Source organism: Methylomonas subterranea (genome assembly GCF_024505185.1).
GTDB classification, from domain to species: Bacteria; Pseudomonadota; Gammaproteobacteria; order Methylococcales; family Methylomonadaceae; genus Methylomonas; species Methylomonas subterranea.
This window is the reverse complement of the sequence record NZ_JANIBJ010000009.1, coordinates 1-22,718: the sequence shown is the minus strand read 5'-3', so window position 1 is coordinate 22,718 and position 22,718 is coordinate 1. Positions and strand designations below refer to the sequence as shown.

Sequence of the window (22,718 nt, the reverse complement as noted above, 5' to 3'; positions counted from 1 at the left end):
GGCTCATTAATGCCATTGTCAATTTTATTATGCGGTTTTGGGGAAATAATTTTCCTTGCCGCGTTAATAACAGCCAAATTGGCAAAAATTTTCGTTTATTGATTTAACAGTATTTTGCGGATGGTGCGAATATTGATGCCTATCGCCACGCTTTCGGCGAGCAAGGCTGTCCAGGCCTGCCAATATATGTCGTTGATTATCCAGGCCATGCTGGATGCCAATAGGGCGATGCGCATGTTGCGATTGTTTAGATAGTACAGGGCCAGGGTGGTGTTGATGACGGCAAAGGCCGGCAGCAGGGAAATGTAACCCTGCCAGGACATGTAAGTTAAAGCGGAAAAAATCGATATAAAGCCGGCAACCGAAGCGTGTTTGAAAAAACTTTCCGGTTGCAGGCCGGACAGCACCGTTCTGAACGCCGTAACAGCCATGTTCAATCCGGCCGTCCAGGCTCCCAGCAACATATACTGCAATGCCCATAACAATGCGCCCATGGCCGACCAGCGGCGAAACTCCTTGCCGCTCGGTAAATAATAAGAGCGCCATTCGAGCAAAATACCAACCGTGCCGACCAGGTAGGCAAGTAGGGCCGGATTTATGGCGCCGGCCAGTCGGCTTATGCTGGAGATAGAAAGGTCCAATCAGTTTTTAAGGCCCAACATAGGGGGAATTGCTGTTAAAAATAACCCACAAGTCTTGTCCGGGATTCATACCCATATCGGCAACGCCTTGAGGATTGCACGGTACTGTCAGGGTTTCCTCGTCCGCCAGTAACACCATCACTTCCGCCTCCAGTTCGTCCTGTTGTATCCGAAGCACTCTGCGGGGAAGGCGATTATCGGCCAGGAAATAGCCTATCAGCATGCCGGCCAAGCGCAAGTCGGCTTTCGGCAAACCCAGAGGGGCGGTGGTACGGTCGGCATGGCCGATTAGCCGGGTTTTTGAGCGGTAAATATCAAGTATTCGGTCAGATTTTCACTGAACAACTGGTGTTGAGCCAAACCGACCAAGTAGTTGGCGGTTTGGGCCGGCGTGCGCAGGCCCAGCCATTGACTGATTTTTTGCAGCGGTTGCAGGCGCTTGGCCACTTTATACATGTAATCGGCAGAGGGCAGGGTTTGGGCGGTAATATCGTGGCAATCAATCTCGGCAAACCCTTGTTGATTCAATAATTGGCTGAATTCATCCCGCGAACACAAGTTGGGAACGGCCCAGCCGTTTAAACAGGTCAGCACCGCTTGCCATTGCCGCGCATTGAACTCGCGCTGCAGTAAAAACCCGTCGCAGACCACGATGCGTCCGCCGGGTTTCAAGACCCGCCACGCTTCGCGCAAAAAATCGGCCTTGTTCAAGGCGTGGCAAGAGCTTTCCAAGGCCCACACAACGTCGAAGGAAGCCTCGGTAAACGGCGTTAGGCAGAAATCCGCCACTTCAAAGCGGGTTGAATCCGCTACACCGTGTCTATCGGCGTGCTGACGGGCGTAATCGGCTTGCCGGGCACTGATGGTAATGCCGGTAACCCGGTTGCCGTGGCGTTTGGCCATCCAGATGCTGCTACCGCCGATTCCGCAGCCGGCGTCCAGGACGTTATCTTCGGGCCTGATGCCGGCTTTGTCGTATAAAATCTGGTTCTTGTTCAATAAAGCCTGATGTTGCCGGTATGGGCCGGCTTGGTCCCAGTACCCGTAATGCAAGGCCAGATTATCGCTATTGCACCAGGCAAACAGGTAGTCGCGGTAACATTCGTCGTAATGGCGGGTGGCGTCGGCCCTGATCGCCTGATCGGGTTTGCCGTCTTGGGTGGCTTGGGTAAAATCGCGGTAATCCCGGTTCGGTTCTATGGTGTAAATCATGGTTTGCTGGAGTTGAGGCGGCAAGCGGTTGGCTGTGTCGCGAAATGGATCGGTCAGGCTGGGTGATTATAAGTCAGTTCCAGTGCCTCCTTTTGATCGCCGCGCGGATCGGTAAACAAGGGGTGTTGAATTTTAAGCAACTTGGCGATGTGTCGAATGGGCTGTTGCTTGAGATGGTCGGGATCGAGGCCGTAGCGGATTTTAAAAAGACTGCGCTGCCTGCCGGGCGGAAAAGCCGCCAATATTTCCGCTAGGCGCCGGTCTATCAACTGTCGAGCCAATAGCCAGTGCGGATTCGTGGCTTCTTCGGCCGGCGTGGGGCCGGATACGGTGACATTCGCGGCGGCGGCCGGGGAATGCATGCTTTTTTGACGCATGGCTTGCAGGCGGCTGCTTTTGCCGCTGGCCAAAAGCGTCATATTGGTATGTTCGGGTTTATAGTCAGTCATGTTGGGCGGGTTTGGGTTCCGCGTGAGCGGCTTCGTGGATTAAATTGCGCACCACCACCGAGGCGCAGACCCCGCCGAATGCGGCCGGCAAATAGGAAATGGTGCCGTAGGCTGATTTTTTGTAATTGCTGCCGTCGGTATACATCAAGGAATCCTTGTTGACGACTTCCGGCGAAAACACTACCTTGACGCCTCGGCTGATGCCGTGCTTGCGCAGCCGGATACGAATGAATTGGGCAAACGGGCAGTTATAAGTCTTGGAGATATCCACTACTTTCAGATGGGTCGGATCCAGTTTGCCGCCGGCGCCCATGGAGCTGATGATTTTTAGTTTGCGGGCCTTGGCGGCGCGGATCAAATGAATTTTCGGCGTCAGGCTGTCGATGGCGTCGATGACGTAATCGTAATTCGTTTGAAGCAGTTCGGCGGCGCTGTCCGGGGTGATGAATTCGTGCTTTACGCTCAATCGCAAATCCGGATTGATGGCCAACAAGCGTTCGCCCATCACGTCGGCCTTGGATTGGCCTATCGTGGTCGCCAGGGCCGGCAACTGGCGGTTGCGGTTGCTGTTTTCCACCACGTCGCCGTCGACGATGGTCATCTGGCCGATACCGGCCCGGCAAATGAATTCGGCCGCGAACGAACCCACTCCGCCCATGCCGACCACCAGCACGTGGGATTTTTGCAGGCGTTCGAGTTTGCTGTCGCCAATCAGTAGTTCGGTGCGGGAAAGCCAGCTTAAATCAGTCATCGAGAAACACGCTTAAAAAGTTACGATGGATTTGTCGGCACAAATCCGCGGGGTCAAGGCTGCGTATTGTAGCCGCGGCGGCATGGATTGTCTCAATAGACGCGTCTGCCGCGTCGGTTTCCAAAAAAAGCCGCTCGATGGGTACGCTGACTAAGGTTTGCTGTACCCGTGCGTCGCTTTGCAGCAAGGCTTTGCCGAACGACAAGTAACAGCCGTGTTCTATCAGTTGCGCGGCCAACGCGGGTTTGCCGCTGAAGCCATGCAGGATCCAGGCTTGGCTGGGCGAAATGCTTTTTTTTAGCTGCAATAGTTCGGCATGAGCCCTTACGCAGTGGATGATGACCGGCTTGCCGATGCGCTCGGCCAGTTCGAGCTGGCGGCTGAATAGTTGGATTTGCCTAACCATGGGCGTCGCTATGCACTTATCCAGGCCGCATTCGCCGAACGCCAGCAGTTGGGGATGGTGTTGAAGGGCATCCAGGGTTTTGCAAGCGGTTTCCATGTCCTGGCGGTCTATAAACCAGGGGTGTATGCCCAGGCTGAAATAACAGTCGTCGGGAATGCACTCTATTGGATTTTGATTGCGGGAGTGAAGCAGTTCGTGCGTATCCAGGCTCAAGATTTGCAGACCGCCGCCGGCGCGATACCGATGGCAATGAATATCGATCGGTGTTCCGGCCGGGAGTGGAAAATGGTTCTGCGAGGGCATGGTGGCGTCATTATGCCCCCGCGAATCTCGGGACGCGAGCGCGTAGCCTTACAACTGTGTGTTCAGGTGCCGAGCACCAGCAGCACATTGTTACTGACTACCCAGCTGTAAAAGGCGTCGGCGCTGAATAAAGTAGCCGTGCCCCAGCAACTGCCGATATTGCGCCGGGCGAAATAAACCACGGCGATGAATTCCATGCACAACAGTTTGAGGGCGAAAATCGACAAGCCCAAGCCCATGGTGCTGGCGAAAAACAGCAGCACCGGGTTGGCTTCCGCCGCGTAGTTAAACTTGAGACCGAAATAAGTGATGATGCCGTCGGCGGCGTGCAGCAAGGCAAACAACAGAATTAGGGAGGTGTTGAGCAAATATCTGAGCTGCCTGGGTTCCATGCCAAGGATGACGGTTTTGGAGCCGCGGCTACAAAAGCACAGACATCGAAGGGGCGATACAAAACCTTGCGCGGCGTTGGCCAAGACCAGACCGGCGGTTTTGAACGGGCGGAATATTTCAGCTTTCATGACACTGCTCCCGAAGTTATCGATGTCGACTCCAACTTAAACCAAAAAGCCGCTTTTTCCTAATTTTCGGTTTGATTAAAAGCCGGCTTCTGGTGAAATATTGACGACGGTCAAACTTTTTTTGCCGTTATCTGTTACCGCGCCGGGGTTGTCGGTAAACCGTGACAAGCCTTGGCGGTTCGTATCGATGCTTTATGAGTCGTTCAAAACAATTGCAAAGCCTATTGGGTTTTTACGCGAGGGGATGAAGGCCAAGTTCCGCGGCTTCAATGGACTGCGCTAAAAATGCGGCCTTGAATTTTGCGGCAGCGCGGTATAATGCGAGTTTATTTTCTTTAAACCGAAAACCAATGGCGCAATACATATTTTCGATGAACCGGGTCGGCAAGATCGTGCCGCCCAAGAAATACATTCTTAAAGACATTTCCCTATCGTTTTTCCCCGGCGCCAAAATAGGCGTGTTGGGTTTGAACGGCTCGGGTAAATCCACGCTGCTGCGTATCATGGCCGGGGTCGATAAGGAAATTGAAGGCGAGGCAATTCCGTTAAAAGGCATCAACATCGGTTATTTGCCGCAGGAGCCGCAACTCGATCCTAATAAAACCGTGCGAGGCAATATAGAAGAGGCCGTGCAGCCCATAAAGGACGCGCTGGCGCAACTCGACGCGGTATATGCCGCTTATGCCGATCCGGACGCGGATTTCGACAAACTGGCCGCCGAACAGGCCAAGCTGGAAGATATTATCAATGCCTGTGACGGACACAATCTGGATCGCACACTGGAAATTGCCGCCGATGCCTTGCGTTTGCCGGATTGGGATGCCGACGTCACCAAACTGTCCGGCGGCGAGAAGCGGCGGGTGGCTTTATGCCGCTTGTTGCTGTCCAAACCCGATATGTTGCTGCTGGACGAGCCGACCAACCATCTGGACGCCGAATCGGTGGCCTGGCTGGAGCGCTTCCTGCACGATTACACCGGCACCGTGGTTGCCGTGACGCACGACAGGTATTTCCTCGACAACGTGGCCGGCTGGATTCTGGAGCTGGATCGCGGCATGGGCATTCCGTGGGAAGGTAATTATTCTTCCTGGTTGGAGCAAAAGGAAAAACGCCTGGAGTTGGAGGAGAAGCAGGAGTCTTCCCGCCAAAAAGCCATGAAGGCCGAATTGGAGTGGGTGCGTTCCAATCCCAAGGGCCGGCACGCCAAAAGCAAGGCCCGTCTGGCCCGCTTCGAAGAGCTGTCGTCGGTTGAAGTACAAAAACGCAACGAGACTCAGGAAATATATATTCCGCCCGGACCGCGGCTCGGCGATGTGGCTATCGAAGCCGATACTATCAGCAAGGGTTTCGGCGAGCGTTTGTTGATCAACAATCTCAGCTTCAAACTGCCGCCTGGCGGTATCGTTGGCATTATCGGCCCGAACGGGGCCGGTAAAACCACCTTGTTCCGCATGATGGCGGGATTTGAGAAACCGGATTCGGGGCAGATCACCATCGGTCAGACCGTGCAACTGGCTTATGTCGACCAGCTGCGCGACGACATGGATAACAACAAAACCGTTTGGGAGGAAGTCTCGGATGGTTTGGATGTGATCACGGTGGGTAAATACGAAACCCCGTCACGGGCCTATCTGGGCCGCTTCAATTTTAAGGGCGCCGATCAGCAAAAGCGCATCGGCGAATTGTCCGGCGGCGAGCGCAATCGGGTGCATCTGGCCAAATTGTTGAAAAGCGGCGGCAACGTATTGTTGCTGGACGAACCGACCAACGACCTGGACGTCGAAACCTTGCGGGCACTGGAAGAAGCCTTGTTGGCCTTCCCCGGCTGCGCGGTGGTGATCTCGCATGACCGCTGGTTTCTGGACAGGATTGCCACGCATATTCTGGCTTTTGAAGGCGACAGTGAAGTGGTCTGGTTCGAGGGCAATTATGCCGATTACGAAGAAGACAGGCATCGCCGCTTGGGAACCGATGCCGATAATCCGCGTCGTATCAAGTACAAAAAAATCGGCTGAACGGGTCGCGGCTTTATCTCCGTGGTCCGTGCTTCGTGATTGCGGCGCGGGCCTCCGGGGTTCGAGAGGATGCCAAGGGTGGCATTTAGGCGGCATTAAGCAAAATTGCCTTAAAAACCCGCCCGCGCTTGAATTATTTTGCCGCGCCCCAACTCAGATTTACAGTGCGGGGATTGGCCCCGGTGATAGTGTGTTGAAATCAACAGGTTTAGCAGGTAATGTATAGCCGCAGCCTGAACAATAATAAGGAGAAAGAGGATGTCGAAAGCACAAAATTTGCAGGATAGTTTTTTGAATGCCCTGAGAAAAGAGCATACGCCTGTGTCGATTTTTTTGGTCAACGGTATCAAGCTGCAAGGCCGGGTCGATTCGTTCGATCAATATGTGGTGATGCTGAAAAATACCGTCAATCAGATGGTTTATAAGCACGCCATTTCCACTATCGTTCCCAGCAAGAATGTCAACATGCATCGCGATGCCGATGCCGCTGATGAAACTTAAGAGGTTTTTGTTTGTTTGAACGTCCCGATGCGGGTGAACGGGCGGTTCTCGTCCACCTGAATTTGCAAGTCGGGCAGGAAGACCTCGACGAGCTGAAAGAACTGACCAAATCTGCGGGCGCGCAGCCCATTCATGTCGTGACCGGCAGCCGGCACAAGCCCGACCCGAAATATTTTGTCGGCAAGGGCAAGCTGGATGAAATCAAAACCGTTGTCGTTGAACAGCAAGCGGACATTGTTATCGTCAACCATCCGCTGTCTCCCAGCCAGGAGCGCAATCTGGAAAAAGCCCTGGAAGTGCGGGTGGTGGATAGAAACGGTCTGATTTTGGATATTTTTGCCCAGCGCGCCCAAAGCTTCGAAGGTAAGTTGCAGGTCGAATTGGCGCAACTTAAGCACCTGTCTACCCGCTTGATTCGCGGCTGGACCCACTTGGAGCGGCAAAAGGGCGGTATCGGTTTGCGCGGACCCGGCGAAACCCAATTGGAAACCGACAGACGTCTGCTGGCGGTGCGGATCAAGCAAATTCAGCAGCGGTTGGAAAAAGTGCAAAAGCAGCGGCACCAGGGACGCGGCAAGCGTAAAAAAGCCGAAGTTCCAACCGTGTCGTTGGTGGGTTATACCAATGCCGGCAAGTCAACCTTATTCAACAGCCTGACCGGCGCCGACATTTACGCGGCGGATCAACTGTTTGCCACGCTGGATCCGACCTTGCGAAACCTGCCTCTGGGCCAGGGCGGGGAAGTGGTGTTGGCGGATACGGTGGGTTTTATCCGGCATTTGCCGCATGAACTGATCGCCGCGTTTCGCTCCACTTTACAGGAAGCCAGTGAAGCCGACCTGTTATTGCATGTGATCGATGCTCACGCGGAAGACCGGGACGACACCATTTTTCAGGTCAATCAGGTGCTGGACGATATAGAGGCCGGTAAAATTCCGCAATTGCGCGTATTCAATAAAATCGATTTGCTGGATGGCGTGCTGCCGCATATCGATTACGACGACCGGGGCATGCCGGTGAATGTCTGGATTTCCGCTCAAACCGGCGCGGGCCTCGATTTGCTGCAACAGGCCTTGTGCATGTTTTTTGCCGGCGGCAAAATCATCAGAAAATGTTTTCTGCCCGCCAGTCAGGCCGGGATCAAAGCCAAATGGTTCGGCATGGTGCGATTCATCGATGAAACCGTCAACGACCAGGGCGATTGCGAATTGACCATTGAAATCGATAAAAAAAATCTTGGTCTGCTCAAGGATATCAGAGTCGAGGAAGTGCTGTAGCCGTGCCGGCTGGCGAGGTCAAGGCCCAGTTAGTTCCCCGGTATTTTTGAAATTGCTATAGAATATCGACCTTTGCGTTGCTGAAAAATCAAGGTAGTTTTCAGTCGTTCGACAAAAATTAAAGTTTACAATCCAATTGGAGTGTTTGGTATGTCTTGGAATGAACCCGGTGGTGATAAAAATGACCCCTGGAGTGGTCGTAACAATCAAAACAGTCCACCCGATCTGGACGAAGTGATTCGCTCTTTGCAGGACAAACTGGGCGGCATTTTCGGTGGCCGTTCCGGTGGCGGCGGTTCCGACGGCTCCGCGATGAAGGGTTTGGCCTATATCGGCGCCGGTGTGGTCGTATTATGGGGTCTTAGCGGGCTATACACCGTTGACGAAGGCACGCGCGGGGTTGTGACTCGCTTCGGCGCTTTTGTCGAAACCACCAATCCCGGCCTGAATTGGCATATTCCCGCTCCCATCGAACAGGTGCAAGTGATCAACGTCGAGCAACAACGCTTCATAGAGGTGGGGTATCGCTCCGGTAGCGGCCAAGCCATGGGTTCCGTGCCCAAGGAAGCCATGATGCTGACCAAGGACGAAAATATCGTCGATGTGCGGCTGGCCGTGCAGTATCAGGTCAAGGACGCCAAGGATTACGCCTTCAATGTACTGGATCCCAACTCCACTCTTAAGCAGGTTACCGAAAGTGTCCAGCGCGGCGTGATCGGTGCCAGCAACATGGACTTCGTGTTGACCGAAGGTCGTAGCGAAATCGTGCAGGCGATCAAATCAGAAATTCAAGCCGTCATGGATGCATACAAGGCCGGTATTTTGGTCACCAGTGTCAATCTGCAGGATGCTCAGCCTCCGGAGCAGGTGCAGGGGGCGTTCGAAGACGCCATCCGCGCGCGCGAAGACAAACAACGCCTGATCAACGAAGCCGAGGCCTACGCCAACGATGTGGTGCCGAAAGCCAGGGGTGCCGCATCGCGTATCGTGCAGGAGTCGGAAGGTTACAAGGTCAAGGTCATCGCCGAGGCAACGGGTGATGTCAGCCGCTTCTCGCAATTGATGGTCGAATATAAAAAAGCCCCGGCCGTCACCAAACAGCGCATGTACATCGAATCCATGGAATCCGTGTTGGGACGTTCCAACAATGTGTTGGTGGACGTCAAGGGCGGTAACAACATCATGTACCTGCCATTGGACAAAATGACCAACCGATCGGTCGAGGAAGCGGTTGCCGCTCCCGTCAGTCACGAATCGGCGCCGGTGGTATCGTCTCCGGTCAGAGAGATAAAAAGCGACGTGCGTGCTTCGGCCCGCGAGCGCGATGTGAGAGGACGCTAAGATGGGGAATAAAATTGTCGTTGCGGTAGGCGCGCTGATCGTAGTGCTGTCAATGTCGATATTTACGGTGACCGAAACCGAGCGGGCCATCAAGTTTCAGTTGGGCGAAATTGTCGCCGTGGATTTCAAGCCCGGAATTCATTTCAAAATTCCCTTAATCAACAATGTGAAGAAGTTCGATGCCCGCATCCTGACCATGGATGCGACGCCCGAGCGATTCCTGACCGCGGAAAAGAAGAATGTCATCGTCGATTCGTTCGTTAAATGGCGCATAGCCGATGTCAAGACCTTTTACACCTCCGTGGGCGGCGATGTCGGTCAAGCCAATATCCGGCTGGATCAAATCATCAAGGATTCTTTCAGAAGCGAATTCAGCAAGCGCGAAATCAAGCAGCTGGTGTCTACCGACCGTAGCGCCATTCGGGAAACCCTGATTACCAACGTATCGCCGCATGCCCTGAAATTGGGTATCAACATCGTCGATGTACAGGTCAAGCGTATCGACCTGCCCAATGAAGTCAGCAGTTCCGTTTATCAACGCATGGAGGCCGAGCGGGCCAGGGTTGCGCGCGAATTCCGTTCGCAAGGTTCGGAAGCGGCCGAACGCATCCGGGCGGATGCCGACAAGCAGCGCGAAATCATTCTGGCGAATGCTTATCGGGATTCCGAGGTCTTGCGCGGTGAGGGCGATGCCCAGGCCGCCGATATTTTTGCCAAGGCTTACGGCGAAGACCAGGATTTCTATGCCTTTTACCGCAGCATGATTGCCTACAGACAGAGTCTGGGCAAATCCGGCAACATCATGGTATTGGAACCCGATTCGGATTTCTTCAAATTCTTCAAGCACCAAAAATAAGATTCATCATTGTGTAATGCGGCAGAAAACGCTCCGCTTAGTGGGGCGTTTTCTGCGATTGGGACTAAGAAAATGCAAAAAAAAGACTCCTGGTTGTTGCCGGAAGGTATCACGGAAATATTGCCGGAGCAGGCGGCGCGCCTGGAAGGCCTGAGACGCAACTTGCTGGATACGTTCGATTGCTGGGGCTACCAACTGGTCATACCGCCTTTCGTGGATTATCTGGATTCGCTGCTGACCGGCTCGGGGCACGATCTGGATTTGCAAACCTTCAAATTGACCGATCAGTTGAGCGGCGAGATGCTGGGTGTGCGGGCGGACATGACGCCGCAAGTGGCGCGCATGGATGCGCACAACCTCAAGCACGAATGGCCGACCCGGCTTTGCTATGCCGGTACCACACTGCATACCGTGGGCGATCCGCTGGAAAAAACCCGCAGCCCGATGCAGATCGGTGCCGAACTCTATGGTCATGCCGGGATAGAAAGCGATTATGAAGTGATAAGGCTGATGCTGGAGATGCTGGCCATCAGCGGGGTGCAAAACGTGCATCTGGACATGGGGCATGTGGGCATCTACCGCGCCTTGGTCGAGCAAGCCGGCCTGAACCAGCGGCAAGAAGCCGAGTTGTTCGATATCCTGCAACGCAAGGCCAGGACCGAGCTTGCCGAATGGGTGGATCAATTTGCCATGCCGGAACAGTTCAAGGCGATTTTCAATGCCTTGCCTAAATTGAACGGCGGGGTGGAAGTCCTAGCTACGGCGGCCGGTATTTTGGCTGTCGGCAACCCAGTGATTAGCGCCGCGCTGAGCGATTTGCAAAGCATCGCCGGCAAATTGCAACGGGATTACCCGGCCCTGACCGTCAGTTTCGATCTGGCCGAATTGCGCGGTTATCATTACCACACCGGCATGGTGTTTGCGGCTTTCGTGCCCACCGTGGGCAGGGAGATTGCCCGCGGCGGCCGTTACGACAATATCGGCGCGGTGTTCGGCCGCGCCCGTCCGGCTACCGGGTTCAGCGCGGATTTGAAAGTATTGGCGTCCTTATTCGATGGCGCTGTCGATACGGCTCGACAAACCGTGTTCGCGCCAGCCTTGGACGACAGCGATTTGTCGCAAGTCATTCGGGATTTGCGCGCGACCGGCAGCCGGGTGGTACAACAACTGCCCGGTCAGCAGGGGACGGCGGCGGAGATGGGTTGTTCCGCCGTGCTGGAAAAAAACGATAGGCAATGGGTGATCAAGCCCTTGGCCGATCATTCCGCCGGGCCGCGCGGGTAAAAAGAATTTATTTTAGATTGGAAAAGCTATGGGAAAAAATGTAGTTGTCATCGGCACGCAATGGGGTGACGAAGGTAAGGGCAAACTGGTCGATTTATTGACCGAACAAGCCGCCGCCGTGGTGCGGTTTCAGGGCGGCCATAACGCCGGCCATACCTTGGTCATCAACGGCGAAAAAACCGTATTGCATCTGATTCCGTCGGGCGTATTACGCGAAGGCGTGCAATGCATGATAGGTAACGGCGTGGTGTTGTGTCCGGAAGCCTTGCTGAAGGAAATCGCCATTCTGGAAAATTCCGGCGTGCCGGTCAGGAACCGGCTGAAAATCAGCGAAGCCTGCGCTCTGATATTGCCGGTACACGTGGCTATCGATCAGGCGCGGGAGAAGGCCCGCGGCGATAAAGCCATCGGTACCACCGGTCGCGGCATCGGCCCCGCTTATGAAGACAAAGTGGCCAGACGCGGCTTGCGGGCCGGCGATTTGTTGAATAGCGAGGAATTCGCCAAGCGTTTGAAGGAATTGGTCGAATATCACAACTTCATGCTGGTGAATTATTACCATGCCCAGCCGGTGGATTACGAGACAATTTTGCGGAAAACCCTGGAGCTGGGCGAATCGATCAAGCCCATGTTGACCGATGTGGGCGAAGAGTTGTCGGCTTTCCAGCAGCAAGGAAGCAACATCCTGTTCGAGGGCGCGCAAGGCGCGTTGCTGGATATCGATCACGGTACCTATCCCTATGTCACCTCGTCAAATACCACGGCGGGTGGCGCGGCCACCGGCGCCGGGGTAGGGCCCTTGGCCATCGATTACGTGTTGGGCATCACCAAGGCTTATTCCACCCGGGTCGGCAACGGGCCTTTTCCGACCGAATTGTTCGACAGTTACGGCGAACATTTGGGCGTTAAGGGTCACGAGTTCGGCGCCACCACCGGACGTAAACGCCGCTGCGGCTGGTTCGATGCGGTATCCATGCGCAAGTCGGCCTTGTTGAACAGTTTGAGCGGCATCTGTCTGACCAAGCTGGATGTGCTCGACGGCTTGGATAAAATCGGCATCTGCACGGCATATAAAATCGATGGCAAAATCACCGAAACCGCCCCCTTGGGCGCGGATCGATACGAGGCCTGCGAAGCGGTGATAGAAGAACTGCCGGGTTGGTCGGGCACCACGGCCGGCATTACCGAATTCGACCGTTTGCCGGACAATGCCCGAGCTTATATCGCCCGCATCGAGGAACTGGTCGGCGTCAAGGTCAGCATTTTGTCCACCGGTCCCGACCGTAACGAAACCATCGTGCTGGAAAGCCCGTTTGCTTGAGATTGCGGGTTGGCGGAGGCGCAAGCCACGGCGCCTCCATCCCGCCGTTCAAATTGACAACCACCAATAACAACAGTACCTTAGCCGGCTTTCTTGTAAGTCGTCTTCAATCCCGAGTCCCAAGAGTCATTAATGGAAGAATTTCACCGTATCAGCCGCCTCCCGCCTTATGTATTCAACATCGTCAATGAGCTGAAAGCCAAGGCGCGAGCCGAGGGTGAGGACGTGATCGATTTCGGCATGGGCAATCCCGATCAGCCGACTCCCAAGCATATTCTCGACAAGATGCTGGAAGTGGCGCAACGCGACGACACTCACCGCTATTCGGTTTCCAAGGGCATACCTCGCTTGCGCAAGGCGATTTGCAGTTGGTATAAAAACCGTTTCGACGTCGATCTGGATTTTAACAGCGAAGCCATCGTCACCATCGGCTCTAAGGAAGGCCTGTCGCATCTGGCGCTGGCGACCTTGGGTCCGGGTGACGTGGTATTGGTGCCTAACCCGGCCTATCCGATTCATCCCTACGGCGTGGTGATTGCCGGCGCGGATATTCGCCATGTGCCCTTGACGCCCGGCACCGACTTTTTTGAAGAATTGCAGAAAGGCATCGCCGAATGTTGGCCCAAGCCGAAGATGCTGATTCTGAACTTTCCCGGTAATCCAACCTGCCAATGCGTGGAGCTGGATTTCTTCGAGAAAGTAGTGGCGATCTGCAAGGAACACAATATCTGGATCGTCCACGATATTGCCTACGCCGACATCGTGTTCGACGGCTACGTGGCACCGTCCATCCTGCAGGTGGAAGGCGCCAAGGACATCGCTGTCGAATTTTTCTCCTTGTCCAAAAGTTATAACATGCCGGGTTGGCGAGTGGGATTCATGTGCGGCAATCCGACCTTGGTGGCCGCCTTGACCCGCATCAAATCCTACATGGATTACGGTACCTTTACGCCGATACAGGTGGCGGCGATTACCGCGCTGGAAGGCCCGCAGGATTGCGTCAAGGAAATTTGCGACATGTACAAGGCCAGACGTGACGTGCTGTGCGACGGCCTGAACGCCATGGGCTGGCATGTGGAAAAACCCAGGGCCACCATGTTTGTCTGGGCCAAGATTCCGGCGGCCTATCGGGAAATGGGCTCCATCGAATTCGCCAAAAAGTTGATTATCGACGCCAAGGTGGCGGTGTCGCCGGGTATCGGTTTCGGCCAGCACGGCGACGATCATATCCGCTTCAGCCTGATCGAAAACGAGCACAGAACCCGGCAGGCCTTGCGCAGTATCCGTAATATGCTGAAGAAAGACAACGTTGTATAATTGCGCGCATTTTTGTTTTAGCGCTAGGAGTCGGGTTTGAAGCCGGTAAAAGTTGGGGTTTTAGGATTGGGAACCGTCGGCGGCGGCACCGTCAACGTACTGAAAAGGAATGCCGAGGAAATCGCCCGCCGGGCCGGGCGGGAAATCCTGGTCAGCCGGGCCTCCGCGCGGCATCTGACTCAACCGCGCATTTGCGACACCCAAGGCATGGCATTGACGGCCGATCCGTTTGAAATCGTCAACGATCCCGAGATCGACGTGGTGGTGGAACTGATCGGCGGTTATGACTTGGCCAAACAGCTGGTGATGACCGCGATTGCCAACGGCAAGCACGTAGTGACCGCCAACAAGGCCTTGATTGCCCTGCACGGCAACGAGATTTTCGCCGAAGCCAGCCGCAAGGGCGTCATGGTGATGTTCGAGGCGGCGGTGGCCGGCGGCATCCCCATCATCAAAGCCATTCGCGAAGGTTTGAGCGGCAACCGCATCAAATGGCTGGCCGGCATCATCAACGGTACAGGCAATTTCATTCTCACCGAGATGCGCGACAAGGGTCGCGATTTCGATGAGGTATTAAAAGAGGCGCAAGCCCTTGGTTATGCCGAAGCCGACCCCACGTTCGACGTGGAAGGCATAGACGCCGGCCACAAACTGACCATACTGGCCTCGATTGCCTTCGGCATTCCGCTGCAGTTCGACAAGGTCTTCACCGAGGGCATCACCAACATTACCCGCCTGGATGTCGAATACGCCGAAGCGCTGGGCTATCGGATCAAAAACCTGGGTATCGCCCGCAAGACCGACACCGGTATCGAACTGCGCGTGCATCCGACCCTGATCCCTAAGCGCCGCTTGATCGCCAATGTCGACGGCGTCATGAATGCGGTGCTGGTATGCGGCGATGCGGTGGGGCCGACGCTTTATTACGGCGCCGGCGCCGGCGCCGAGCCCACTGCTTCCGCCGTGGTGGCCGATCTGGTGGATGTGGTGCGGGCCATGACCAGCGACCCGGAAAACCGCGTGCCGCATCTGGCTTTTCAGGCCAATGCACTGGTCGATACGCCGGTATTGCCCGCCGACGATATCCACACTGCTTATTACCTGCGCCTGACCGCCGAAGACAAGCCCGGCGTGCTGGCCGATGTGACTCGCATTCTGGCCGCGCATCAAATCAGCATTGAAGCGCTGATTCAGAAAGAGCCGCCGGCCGGCGAATCATCGGTGCCCATCATCATGCTGACGCAGCAGACCCTGGAAAAAGAAATGAACGCGGCGATGGCCGAAATCGAGGCCTTGGCAACCGTCACCGGCAAGGTCGCCCGCATTCGCCTGGAAACTTTAGGATAATAAATGGCAACACAACAACGTTACACCGGACTCATCGAACGCTACCGCAACCGTCTGCCGGTATCCGCCGACACCCGCTTGATCAGCCTATGCGAAGGCAATACTCCGCTGATCCGACTGGAGAACATTCCGCGCCTGATCGGTAAGGATGTGGAGATTTTCGTCAAATTCGAGGGCCTGAACCCAACCGGATCCTTCAAGGACCGCGGCATGACCATGGCGGTCACCAAGGCGGTGGAAGAGGGCAGTCGAGCCATAATCTGCGCCTCGACCGGTAACACCTCGGCCTCGGCCGCCGCCTATGCGGTGCGCGCCGGCATCAAGGCCTTCGTGTTGATCCCGGAAGGCAAGATCGCCTTGGGAAAATTGGCGCAAACCCTGATGTACGGCGCGCAAATCATTCAGATCAACGGCAATTTCGATGCCGGCATGAATATCGTCAAGCAAATTGCCGACCATGCGCCGGTTGCCATCGTCAATTCCATCAATCCGTTCCGCCTGCAAGGGCAGAAAACCGCCGCCTTCGAAATCATAGACGAGCTGGGCGGGGCGCCGGATTATCACTGTTTGCCGGTCGGCAACGCCGGCAACATTTCCGCCTACTGGATGGGCTACACCGAATACGCGCAAGACCAGCCGGGGTTGCCGGCCGTGGCCGCCACGCGCCCCGTCATGTGCGGTTATCAGGCCGCCGGCGCGGCGCCGTTCGTGGCCGGTAAAATGATCGATCATCCGGAGACCGTGGCCACCGCCATTCGCATCGGCCATCCGCAATCCTGGGATCTGGCCTGGAAGGCGCAACGGGAGTCCGGCGGCTGGTTCGATTCGCAAACCGACCAGCAAATTCTGGCGGCGCAAAAAATGCTGTCGCAATACGAAGGCGTATTCTGCGAACCGGCTTCGGCGACTTCTCTGGCCGGCGCCCTGCAGGATATAGGCAGCGGCAAGATTCCCGAGGGCAGCCGCATCGTCTGCACCCTGACCGGCAACGGCATCAAGGACCCGGACATCGCCATCAGCCAATGCCGGGACGCCCATCCGGTGACCATAGAAGCCACCTTGGATGCGGTCAAAAAAGCCATTCTGGATAATATGTAATTAACGGAATGACGATTTCAAAGCCGGCGGTTGCCGGCTTTTTTATAGCCCGATATGTATCTGCAAGGCGTTAAAAAAGTTATAGCGCAACGGCCGCAATTGTCTGGAGCAGTCCAGCTGGGCGATTTGGATCCGGTTTTGCAGCGTATTTTCGCCAGCCGGGGCATACGGCAAGCGGACGAACTCGAGCGCTCTCTGGCCAAATTGCCTTCGCCCTGGCTATTGAGCGGCATGCAGGGCATGGTGGAACACTTGATCGGCGCGCTGCAACAGCAAAAAGCCTTGACGGTGGTGGCCGATTTCGACGCCGACGGCGCCACTAGTTGCGCGCTGGCCATCAAGGGGCTGGCCTTGCTGGGGATGCGGAATCTGAATTTCGTGGTGCCCAACCGCTTCGAATACGGTTACGGTCTGACGCCGGAAATCGTCGAACTGGTCAAGCAGCAGCGTCCCGATATCATCCTGACCGTGGATAACGGCATTTCCAGCATCGAAGGCGTCAAGGCCGCCAAGGCCGCCGGCATGGCGGTGCTGATTACCGATCATCATTTGCCCGGCCATGAATTGCCCGCCGCCGATGCCATCGTCAATCCCAATTTGCCGGAAGACAAATTTCCCAGCGGCAATATCGCCGGGGTGGGGGTGATGTTTTATGTGTTGATGGCCTTAAGGATACGGTTGCGGGAGCTGCATTGGTTCGAAAAGAACGGATTGGCGGAACCCAATCTGGCGCAATTGCTCGATTACGTGGCGCTGGGTACGGTGGCCGATGTGGTGGCGTTGGATCACGTCAACCGGGTTTTGGTGCATCAGGGCTTGTTGCGTATACGCTCGGGACAATGCCAATGCGGCATCAAAGCCCTGGCGGAAATTTCCGGCCGCCAGCTAGCCAATATCCACGCCGCCGATTTGGGCTTTGCCATTGCGCCGCGCTTGAATGCCGCCGGACGCATGGACGATATGTCCCTGGGTATCCAATGCCTGCTGACTACGGACGCCGATTTGGCGAAAGAGATTGCCGCGCAACTCGACGCCCTGAATCAGGACAGAAAGGAGGTCGAGGGCCAAATGAAAAACGAGGCCATGGCCTTGCTGGCGGACATGAAGGCGCTGGACGAACAGCATGTGCCGGCGGGCGTGTGTTTGTACGATGCCAACTGGCACCAGGGCGTCATCGGCATCCTGGCTTCGCGGATCAAGGACAGATTGCATCGGCCGGTGATTGCCTTCGCGCCGGCGGAAAACGGCGAACTGAAAGGCTCGGCCCGTTCCATCAATGGCGTGCACATCCGCGACGTGCTGAGCGATATTGCCGCCGGCCACCCGCAATTGTTGAGCAAGTTCGGCGGTCATGCCATGGCGGCCGGCTTGACGATCAAACTGCACGATTATCCGCATTTTGCCTTGTTGTTCGCCGATGCGGTGGCCGCCCGATTGACGCAGGTCGATCTGGAGCAAAAAGCCTGGTCGGACGGTCAACTGGACCCAGGGCATCTAACACTGGCATTCGCCGAACAGCTACAGCAGGCCGCTATTTGGGGGCAGGCCTTTCCGGAGCCGGCCTTCGACGGGGTATTCGATGTCTATCAATGCCGGGTCGTCGGCAGGCAGCACCTGAAGTTCGTGTTGAAGCTGCCTTTCAGCAGTCTGTTGATCGACGCCATCGCTTTTTTTGCCGACAAGCCGGAGCTGTGGCTGGGTTGCCGCAAGGTCAAGGCGGTATACAAGCTGGATGTCAACGAATATCGCGGGCAACGCGCCGTGCAATTGCAGTTGCAATATCTGGAAAAACTGGAGTAGCGCCGATATGTTGGAAAGAATCTTGCGCTGGGTCGATGGCCATCTGTTTATCGTGTTGCTTGCGCTGTTGCTGTTGCGCGGCGGCTTCCTGTTCGGCAGCGATTTGAACCTGATCGGCGACGAAAGTTACTACTGGGACTGGTCGCGGCGGCCGGATTGGTGTTATTACAGCAAGCCGCCCATGGTGGCTTGGTTGATAGGCATTGCCACCTGGTTGTTCGGCGACTATACGGCCGTGGTGCGCTTGCCCACGCTGGTGTTGGGGACGGTGTTTCTGGCTTATTTTCATGCCACGGCCAAGGCATTTTACGGCGCCCGCGCCGCAGCCATGGCTTTGTTGCTGATGCTGGCCACGCCTATCAACGTGCTGGCGAATTTTTTGATGACCATCGATCCGCCCCTGTATTGCTTCTGGATCATGGCCTTGTATTATTTGCGCCGGGCCTTGTTCGATGGCGATGCGCGCGCCTGGTTGTGGGCGGGTTGCGCCAGCGCCGCCGCCTTGTTGAGCAAGCAGGCGGCTATCGCCCTGCCGATTCTGCTGCTGGTGTTTTTGGCCGGCGACCCGTCGCGCCGACATTGTTTAAAGCGCCAATATTGGTTGTATTTGCTGCCCATGGTGTTGGCCGCCGCGCCCATTTTGTGGTGGAACCAACAGCATGACTGGGTCATGTTCGGCCATAGCAAGGGGCATTTCGGTTCGGATCGGGCCGCCGATCTGGGCCGGCATTTCAGTCATGCGCGCGACTTCATGCTGTACCAGCTGTTGCTGCTGTCGCCCGTGATCTGCTTGTTAGTGATATGGACCGGTTTGCGCGATGCCTGGGGTTTCAGGCGTCTCGATGCGGAACAACGGTTTTTATGGCTGATGGGGCCGCTGCTGTTGCTGGCTGTCCTGCTGTTGAGTTTGCTGCAAAAAGTCCAGGGCAATTGGCCCATGCCGTTTTATTTCAGCGGATTGATTTTGCTGGCCGGCCGTTGGGCGGTGGGTGCCTGGCGGAAAACCGTTAAATTTGCCTTGGGTTTCGGCTTTATGTTGGTGGGCATGACCTATGTGCTGCCACTGCTGCTGCAAGTGTCTGCTCTGAAGGGCACGGCCTGGGATCCGACCAAACGCTTCGAAAGCTGGCGGGAACTGGCCGTCAGCGTGCACAACGAACGATTGAGCGCCCAGCCAGGGAGGCTTAGCGATACGTTTATCGTGGCCCTGGGGCACCGCTATCTGGCCAGCCAGCTGGGTTTTTATCTGCCGGACCACCCGCAAGTTTACCGTTATGAAGAATCCGGCCTGATCATGAGCCAGTACGAAGTATGGCCGGGGCCGGAACGATATATCGGCAAAAATGCCTTCATAGTCGGCGAAAGGCCGGAAGACACCTTGCCGCAAGCTCTGAAGGATGCCTTCGTCCGCTTTCGTTTCGTTGCGCAAGTGGCCAATCCCAATAAACCCGCTTCGCCTTATTATATTTACCTGGGCGAAAATCTGACAGCGTGGCCGGAGCCGGCCCGCTTGGCTTTCAACAAGGAGTGACATGCCGCATCAAACCATCAGAAGAGCCAGGACCGAATTGGCGGTATTACTGTCGCTGGCTGCTTTCACGACCTTGCTGTTTTGGCTGACCGATCTGGACATGCGGCTGGCCGCGCTTTTTTATCATCCCGGGCATGCGCTGGCCGATTGGCCGTATCAACATTGGGGCCTGTTGAAGGTGCTTTACGACTACGCTTTTCCGTTCACGGTAATTGCCGGGTTGTCGGCCCTGACGGTATTTGTCAGCGGCCATTTTCACAGTTTTACCCGGCGCTTTCGCAGAAGGGCGCTGTACATCCTGCTAGTGATTGCAATCGGGCCGGGCTTGCTGGTCAATCTGATCGTCAAGGATCATTGGGGCCGGCCGAGACCGGTACACATCGAGCAGTTCGGTGGCCAGTACGTTTATGTGCCGCCGCTGAAATTGGGCCGGACACCGGACAAATCCTTTGTCTGCGGACATTGTTCGGTTGGATACGGTTTTTTTGTGCTGTATTTTTTGTCGCAAAATCATAAGGTGCTGTATTTCGTGCTGACGCTGGCCTTGGCCTGGACCATGGGATTTACCCGCATGACGGCGGGAGGCCATTTCGTTTCGGATATTTTATGGTCGGGCTATCTAGTGTTTCTGGTGGCCTACGCCCTCTACTACGGCTGGTTTGTGCGTAAAAGCATGGGGCATGCCGTTTCGGACCGCATCCCCTGAGACCGCCGGCCGGCAAGCCGGATATAACGCGCTGGGTTTTACCGGTGAGCTTGTTATAATGGCCGCTGTTTTTGGAAAAATTTTGACGAGAGATGTGCATGATTCAAGGTAGTATCGTTGCTCTGGTAACCCCGATGACTGAAGACGGCGCGGTGGACAACGTGAGTCTGAAAAAGTTGGTGGAGTTTCATGTCGAGCAAGGTACGGATGCGCTGGTCGCGGTGGGCACCACCGGCGAATCGGCCACCTTGGACGAAGACGAACATTGCCAAGCCATCAAAACGGTGGTCGATTACGTGGCCGGCCGCATGCCTGTGATTGCCGGGACCGGCGCCAATTGCACCCGCGAAGCGATACGCCTGACCCAGCGCGCCAAGCAGGCCGGCGCCGATGCCTGTTTGCTGGTGACGCCGTATTACAACAAACCGACTCAGGAAGGCTTGTACCGGCATTATAAAGCCGTGGCCGAGGCGGTGGATATTCCGCAGATTCTATACAACGTTCCCGGCAGAACCGGCTGCGACTTGTTGCCGGAAACCGTCGGCCGCCTGTCCCGCATTCGTAATATCGTCGGCGTCAAGGAAGCCACCGGCAAACTGGAGCGGGTCCGGCAAATTCGCGCGCTGACCGGTGACGATTTCGCCTTGTATACCGGCGACGACGCCAGCAGCCTGGAATTTTGCCTGTTGGGCGGTAACGGCAGTATCACGGTAACGGGTAACGTGGCACCGCGCTTGCTGCGCGAGATGCTGGCCGCCGCCTTGCGCGGCGACCGGGCGAGCGCCGAGGCCTTGGATGCCAAATTGGCCGGCTTGCACGACAGCCTGTTTATTCAATCGAATCCGATTCCGGTGAAATGGGCGGTGGCGGAAATGGGCCTGATGGGTAAGGGCATCCGCCTGCCTTTGACTTGGTTGAGCGAAGACTGCGTCCCGCCGGTCCGCGCCGCCATGCAGCAAGCCGGCGTTTTGTAACCATGAATAAAAACAGCATGCAGCGCGGGATGGCCGGCGGTTTGATCCTGTGCGGACTTTCGGCCTGCGGCACCATCAAGAGCTGGTTTCCCGACAAGGAGAGGGATTATCAATTCACCTCGGAAATTCCGGAATTGATCATTCCCGACGACCTGAAAAACAAGGGCTTGGAGCGCGTGGCCACGGCTGAACCCGCGGCATCGGCCGACGAAGCCGGCCCGGTTTCCGCATCCGCCGCGGCCAATCCGGAAACCGGCGCGGAGGCCGATGTCGCGCAAGACCGTCCGGATAACCATGGCGTTGGCGCAAGCAAAACAGAGCCGTCCGAACCCGCAGCCGCCGAGACCAACGCCGAAGCGCAAACCGAGGCCTCGGCGCCGGCCGGCGCCAGCAGTTTGCAAATCGATCAAGCCAAGATGCCGGCGACCCGCATGGTGGGCCGGGCTTTGACCCGGAAAAAAGTCGAGATCGTCGAGCGCAATATCGACAAAGGCTATTTTTACGTCAAATACGATCCGGACGCGGTTCAGGTCAAGGACGAAAGCATCTGGGACGAATTCAATTTTCTGTTCGGCGACGATCCGAGCCGGGAACAGGAATACCGCATCAGCGTGCGGGGGCTTGGACCGCAAACCAGCGAAGTCACCGTGCAGGACGAGCAAGGCAAAAATCTGTCCAGCCCCGCCGCCAACGCCTTGTTGAAACTGATTACCGAAGGTATCAATCAGGCGGTCGATCAGAACGATGAGCCCGAAGTGCCGGCGCAACCCGCCACCGGCCAGCAACCGGCGGAAAACACCGAAAATCCGGCCGCACACGACTAAGCGGCCTTGATTATTCCGCAAGTCATGCCTCGCTCCGGGACCGCCTTATTCGCCGGGGTGCCGTCAGTCCCGCATGGATGAGTTTGTCGTCAAAGCCTATCAGTCCCTTCTCCCGCCGCACCCGCGGGGCATAAAGGAGAAGGTTAGGATGAGGGTAAATAAAATAATAGTTTATTGGTTTTCACCCCATCACTCCCAACCCTCAAGGGAGGGTGTCGCAAAAGCCCCCTCTCCCGCAAGGAG

General features: G+C 56.0%; 23 protein-coding genes. 16 read left to right on the top strand and 7 right to left on the bottom strand.

Annotated elements, in window-relative coordinates:
* Nucleotides 1-95: 95 nt before the first annotated feature.
* From NP590_RS06215 to NP590_RS06185, 7 genes are all read right to left on the bottom strand, one after another.
* On the bottom strand, nucleotides 96-641 hold the full coding sequence (locus NP590_RS06215) for a YgjV family protein (RefSeq protein WP_256601423.1): 546 nt from the start codon (nucleotides 639-641) through the stop codon (nucleotides 96-98).
* Between the two features lie 7 nt (nucleotides 642-648).
* A complete protein-coding gene (locus tag NP590_RS06210) occupies nucleotides 649-894 on the bottom strand; it encodes a TOBE domain-containing protein (protein ID WP_256601422.1) in 246 nt (81 codons plus the stop codon).
* Between the two features lie 35 nt (nucleotides 895-929).
* Nucleotides 930-1,877 carry a class I SAM-dependent methyltransferase gene (locus tag NP590_RS06205; RefSeq protein WP_256601421.1) on the bottom strand — a complete coding sequence of 316 codons (948 nt, stop codon included), beginning with the start codon at nucleotides 1,875-1,877 and terminating at the stop codon, nucleotides 930-932.
* Between the two features lie 29 nt (nucleotides 1,878-1,906).
* Nucleotides 1,907-2,302 carry a hypothetical protein gene (locus tag NP590_RS06200; protein ID WP_256601420.1) on the bottom strand — a complete coding sequence of 132 codons (396 nt, stop codon included), beginning with the start codon at nucleotides 2,300-2,302 and terminating at the stop codon, nucleotides 1,907-1,909.
* Nucleotides 2,295-3,053, bottom strand: a complete 759-nt coding sequence (locus NP590_RS06195; protein ID WP_256601419.1) for a tRNA threonylcarbamoyladenosine dehydratase — start codon at nucleotides 3,051-3,053, stop codon at nucleotides 2,295-2,297. Before NP590_RS06195 ends, NP590_RS06200 begins: the two co-directional genes overlap by 8 nt.
* A complete protein-coding gene (locus NP590_RS06190) occupies nucleotides 3,046-3,762 on the bottom strand; it encodes a TatD family hydrolase (RefSeq protein ID WP_256601417.1) in 717 nt (238 codons plus the stop codon). The genes NP590_RS06195 and NP590_RS06190 overlap by 8 nt, the downstream gene beginning before the upstream one ends.
* 62 nt (nucleotides 3,763-3,824) lie before the next feature.
* Nucleotides 3,825-4,283: a DUF5658 family protein gene (locus NP590_RS06185; RefSeq protein WP_256601415.1), complete on the bottom strand. Its 459-nt coding sequence runs from the start codon at nucleotides 4,281-4,283 to the stop codon at nucleotides 3,825-3,827.
* A 100-nt stretch (nucleotides 4,284-4,383) separates the two neighbouring features.
* On the opposite strand from NP590_RS06185, the gene NP590_RS06180 reads away from it, so the two are divergent.
* From NP590_RS06180 to bamC, 16 genes are all read left to right on the top strand, one after another.
* A complete protein-coding gene (locus tag NP590_RS06180) occupies nucleotides 4,384-4,566 on the top strand; it encodes a hypothetical protein (protein ID WP_256601414.1) in 183 nt (60 codons plus the stop codon).
* A 67-nt stretch (nucleotides 4,567-4,633) separates the two neighbouring features.
* Nucleotides 4,634-6,298 (top strand): energy-dependent translational throttle protein EttA, encoded by a 1,665-nt coding sequence (ettA, locus tag NP590_RS06175; protein WP_256601411.1) that lies wholly within the window; start codon nucleotides 4,634-4,636, stop codon nucleotides 6,296-6,298.
* A 258-nt stretch (nucleotides 6,299-6,556) separates the two neighbouring features.
* Complete coding sequence (gene hfq / locus NP590_RS06170) at nucleotides 6,557-6,799, top strand: RNA chaperone Hfq (protein ID WP_256601408.1); 243 nt, start codon at nucleotides 6,557-6,559, stop codon at nucleotides 6,797-6,799.
* An 11-nt stretch (nucleotides 6,800-6,810) separates the two neighbouring features.
* Nucleotides 6,811-8,076 carry a ribosome rescue GTPase HflX gene (gene hflX, locus NP590_RS06165; protein WP_256601407.1) on the top strand — a complete coding sequence of 422 codons (1,266 nt, stop codon included), beginning with the start codon at nucleotides 6,811-6,813 and terminating at the stop codon, nucleotides 8,074-8,076.
* A 150-nt stretch (nucleotides 8,077-8,226) separates the two neighbouring features.
* Nucleotides 8,227-9,417, top strand: a complete 1,191-nt coding sequence (hflK, locus tag NP590_RS06160; protein WP_256601405.1) for an FtsH protease activity modulator HflK — start codon at nucleotides 8,227-8,229, stop codon at nucleotides 9,415-9,417.
* Between the two features lies 1 nt (nucleotide 9,418).
* The gene (gene hflC / locus NP590_RS06155) at nucleotides 9,419-10,273 is read left to right on the top strand and encodes a protease modulator HflC (protein WP_256601403.1); all 855 of its coding nucleotides are present in this window, start codon (nucleotides 9,419-9,421) and stop codon (nucleotides 10,271-10,273) included.
* Between the two features lie 72 nt (nucleotides 10,274-10,345).
* Nucleotides 10,346-11,557 carry an ATP phosphoribosyltransferase regulatory subunit gene (locus NP590_RS06150; RefSeq protein ID WP_256601402.1) on the top strand — a complete coding sequence of 404 codons (1,212 nt, stop codon included), beginning with the start codon at nucleotides 10,346-10,348 and terminating at the stop codon, nucleotides 11,555-11,557.
* Nucleotides 11,558-11,585: 28 nt separating this feature from the next.
* Nucleotides 11,586-12,878, top strand: a complete 1,293-nt coding sequence (locus NP590_RS06145) for an adenylosuccinate synthase (RefSeq protein WP_256601401.1) — start codon at nucleotides 11,586-11,588, stop codon at nucleotides 12,876-12,878.
* Between the two features lie 132 nt (nucleotides 12,879-13,010).
* Nucleotides 13,011-14,195, top strand: a complete 1,185-nt coding sequence (gene alaC, locus NP590_RS06140; protein ID WP_256601400.1) for an alanine transaminase — start codon at nucleotides 13,011-13,013, stop codon at nucleotides 14,193-14,195.
* 36 nt (nucleotides 14,196-14,231) lie between these two features.
* Entirely contained in the window at nucleotides 14,232-15,542 is a 1,311-nt protein-coding gene (locus tag NP590_RS06135; RefSeq protein WP_256601399.1) for a homoserine dehydrogenase, read from the top strand.
* Nucleotides 15,543-15,545: 3 nt separating this feature from the next.
* Nucleotides 15,546-16,640 (top strand): threonine synthase, encoded by a 1,095-nt coding sequence (thrC, locus tag NP590_RS06130; RefSeq protein ID WP_256601398.1) that lies wholly within the window; start codon nucleotides 15,546-15,548, stop codon nucleotides 16,638-16,640.
* Nucleotides 16,641-16,694: 54 nt separating this feature from the next.
* Entirely contained in the window at nucleotides 16,695-18,440 is a 1,746-nt protein-coding gene (gene recJ / locus NP590_RS06125; RefSeq protein WP_256601397.1) for a single-stranded-DNA-specific exonuclease RecJ, read from the top strand.
* 7 nt (nucleotides 18,441-18,447) lie between these two features.
* Nucleotides 18,448-19,971 carry a glycosyltransferase family 39 protein gene (locus NP590_RS06120; protein WP_256601396.1) on the top strand — a complete coding sequence of 508 codons (1,524 nt, stop codon included), beginning with the start codon at nucleotides 18,448-18,450 and terminating at the stop codon, nucleotides 19,969-19,971.
* Nucleotide 19,972: 1 nt separating this feature from the next.
* On the top strand, nucleotides 19,973-20,677 hold the full coding sequence (locus NP590_RS06115) for a phosphatase PAP2 family protein (protein ID WP_256601394.1): 705 nt from the start codon (nucleotides 19,973-19,975) through the stop codon (nucleotides 20,675-20,677).
* A 98-nt stretch (nucleotides 20,678-20,775) separates the two neighbouring features.
* Nucleotides 20,776-21,651 (top strand): 4-hydroxy-tetrahydrodipicolinate synthase, encoded by an 876-nt coding sequence (gene dapA, locus NP590_RS06110; RefSeq protein WP_256601392.1) that lies wholly within the window; start codon nucleotides 20,776-20,778, stop codon nucleotides 21,649-21,651.
* Nucleotides 21,652-21,653: 2 nt separating this feature from the next.
* On the top strand, nucleotides 21,654-22,475 hold the full coding sequence (bamC, locus tag NP590_RS06105; RefSeq protein WP_256601391.1) for an NlpB/DapX family lipoprotein: 822 nt from the start codon (nucleotides 21,654-21,656) through the stop codon (nucleotides 22,473-22,475).
* The last annotated feature ends 243 nt before the right edge of the window (nucleotides 22,476-22,718 follow it).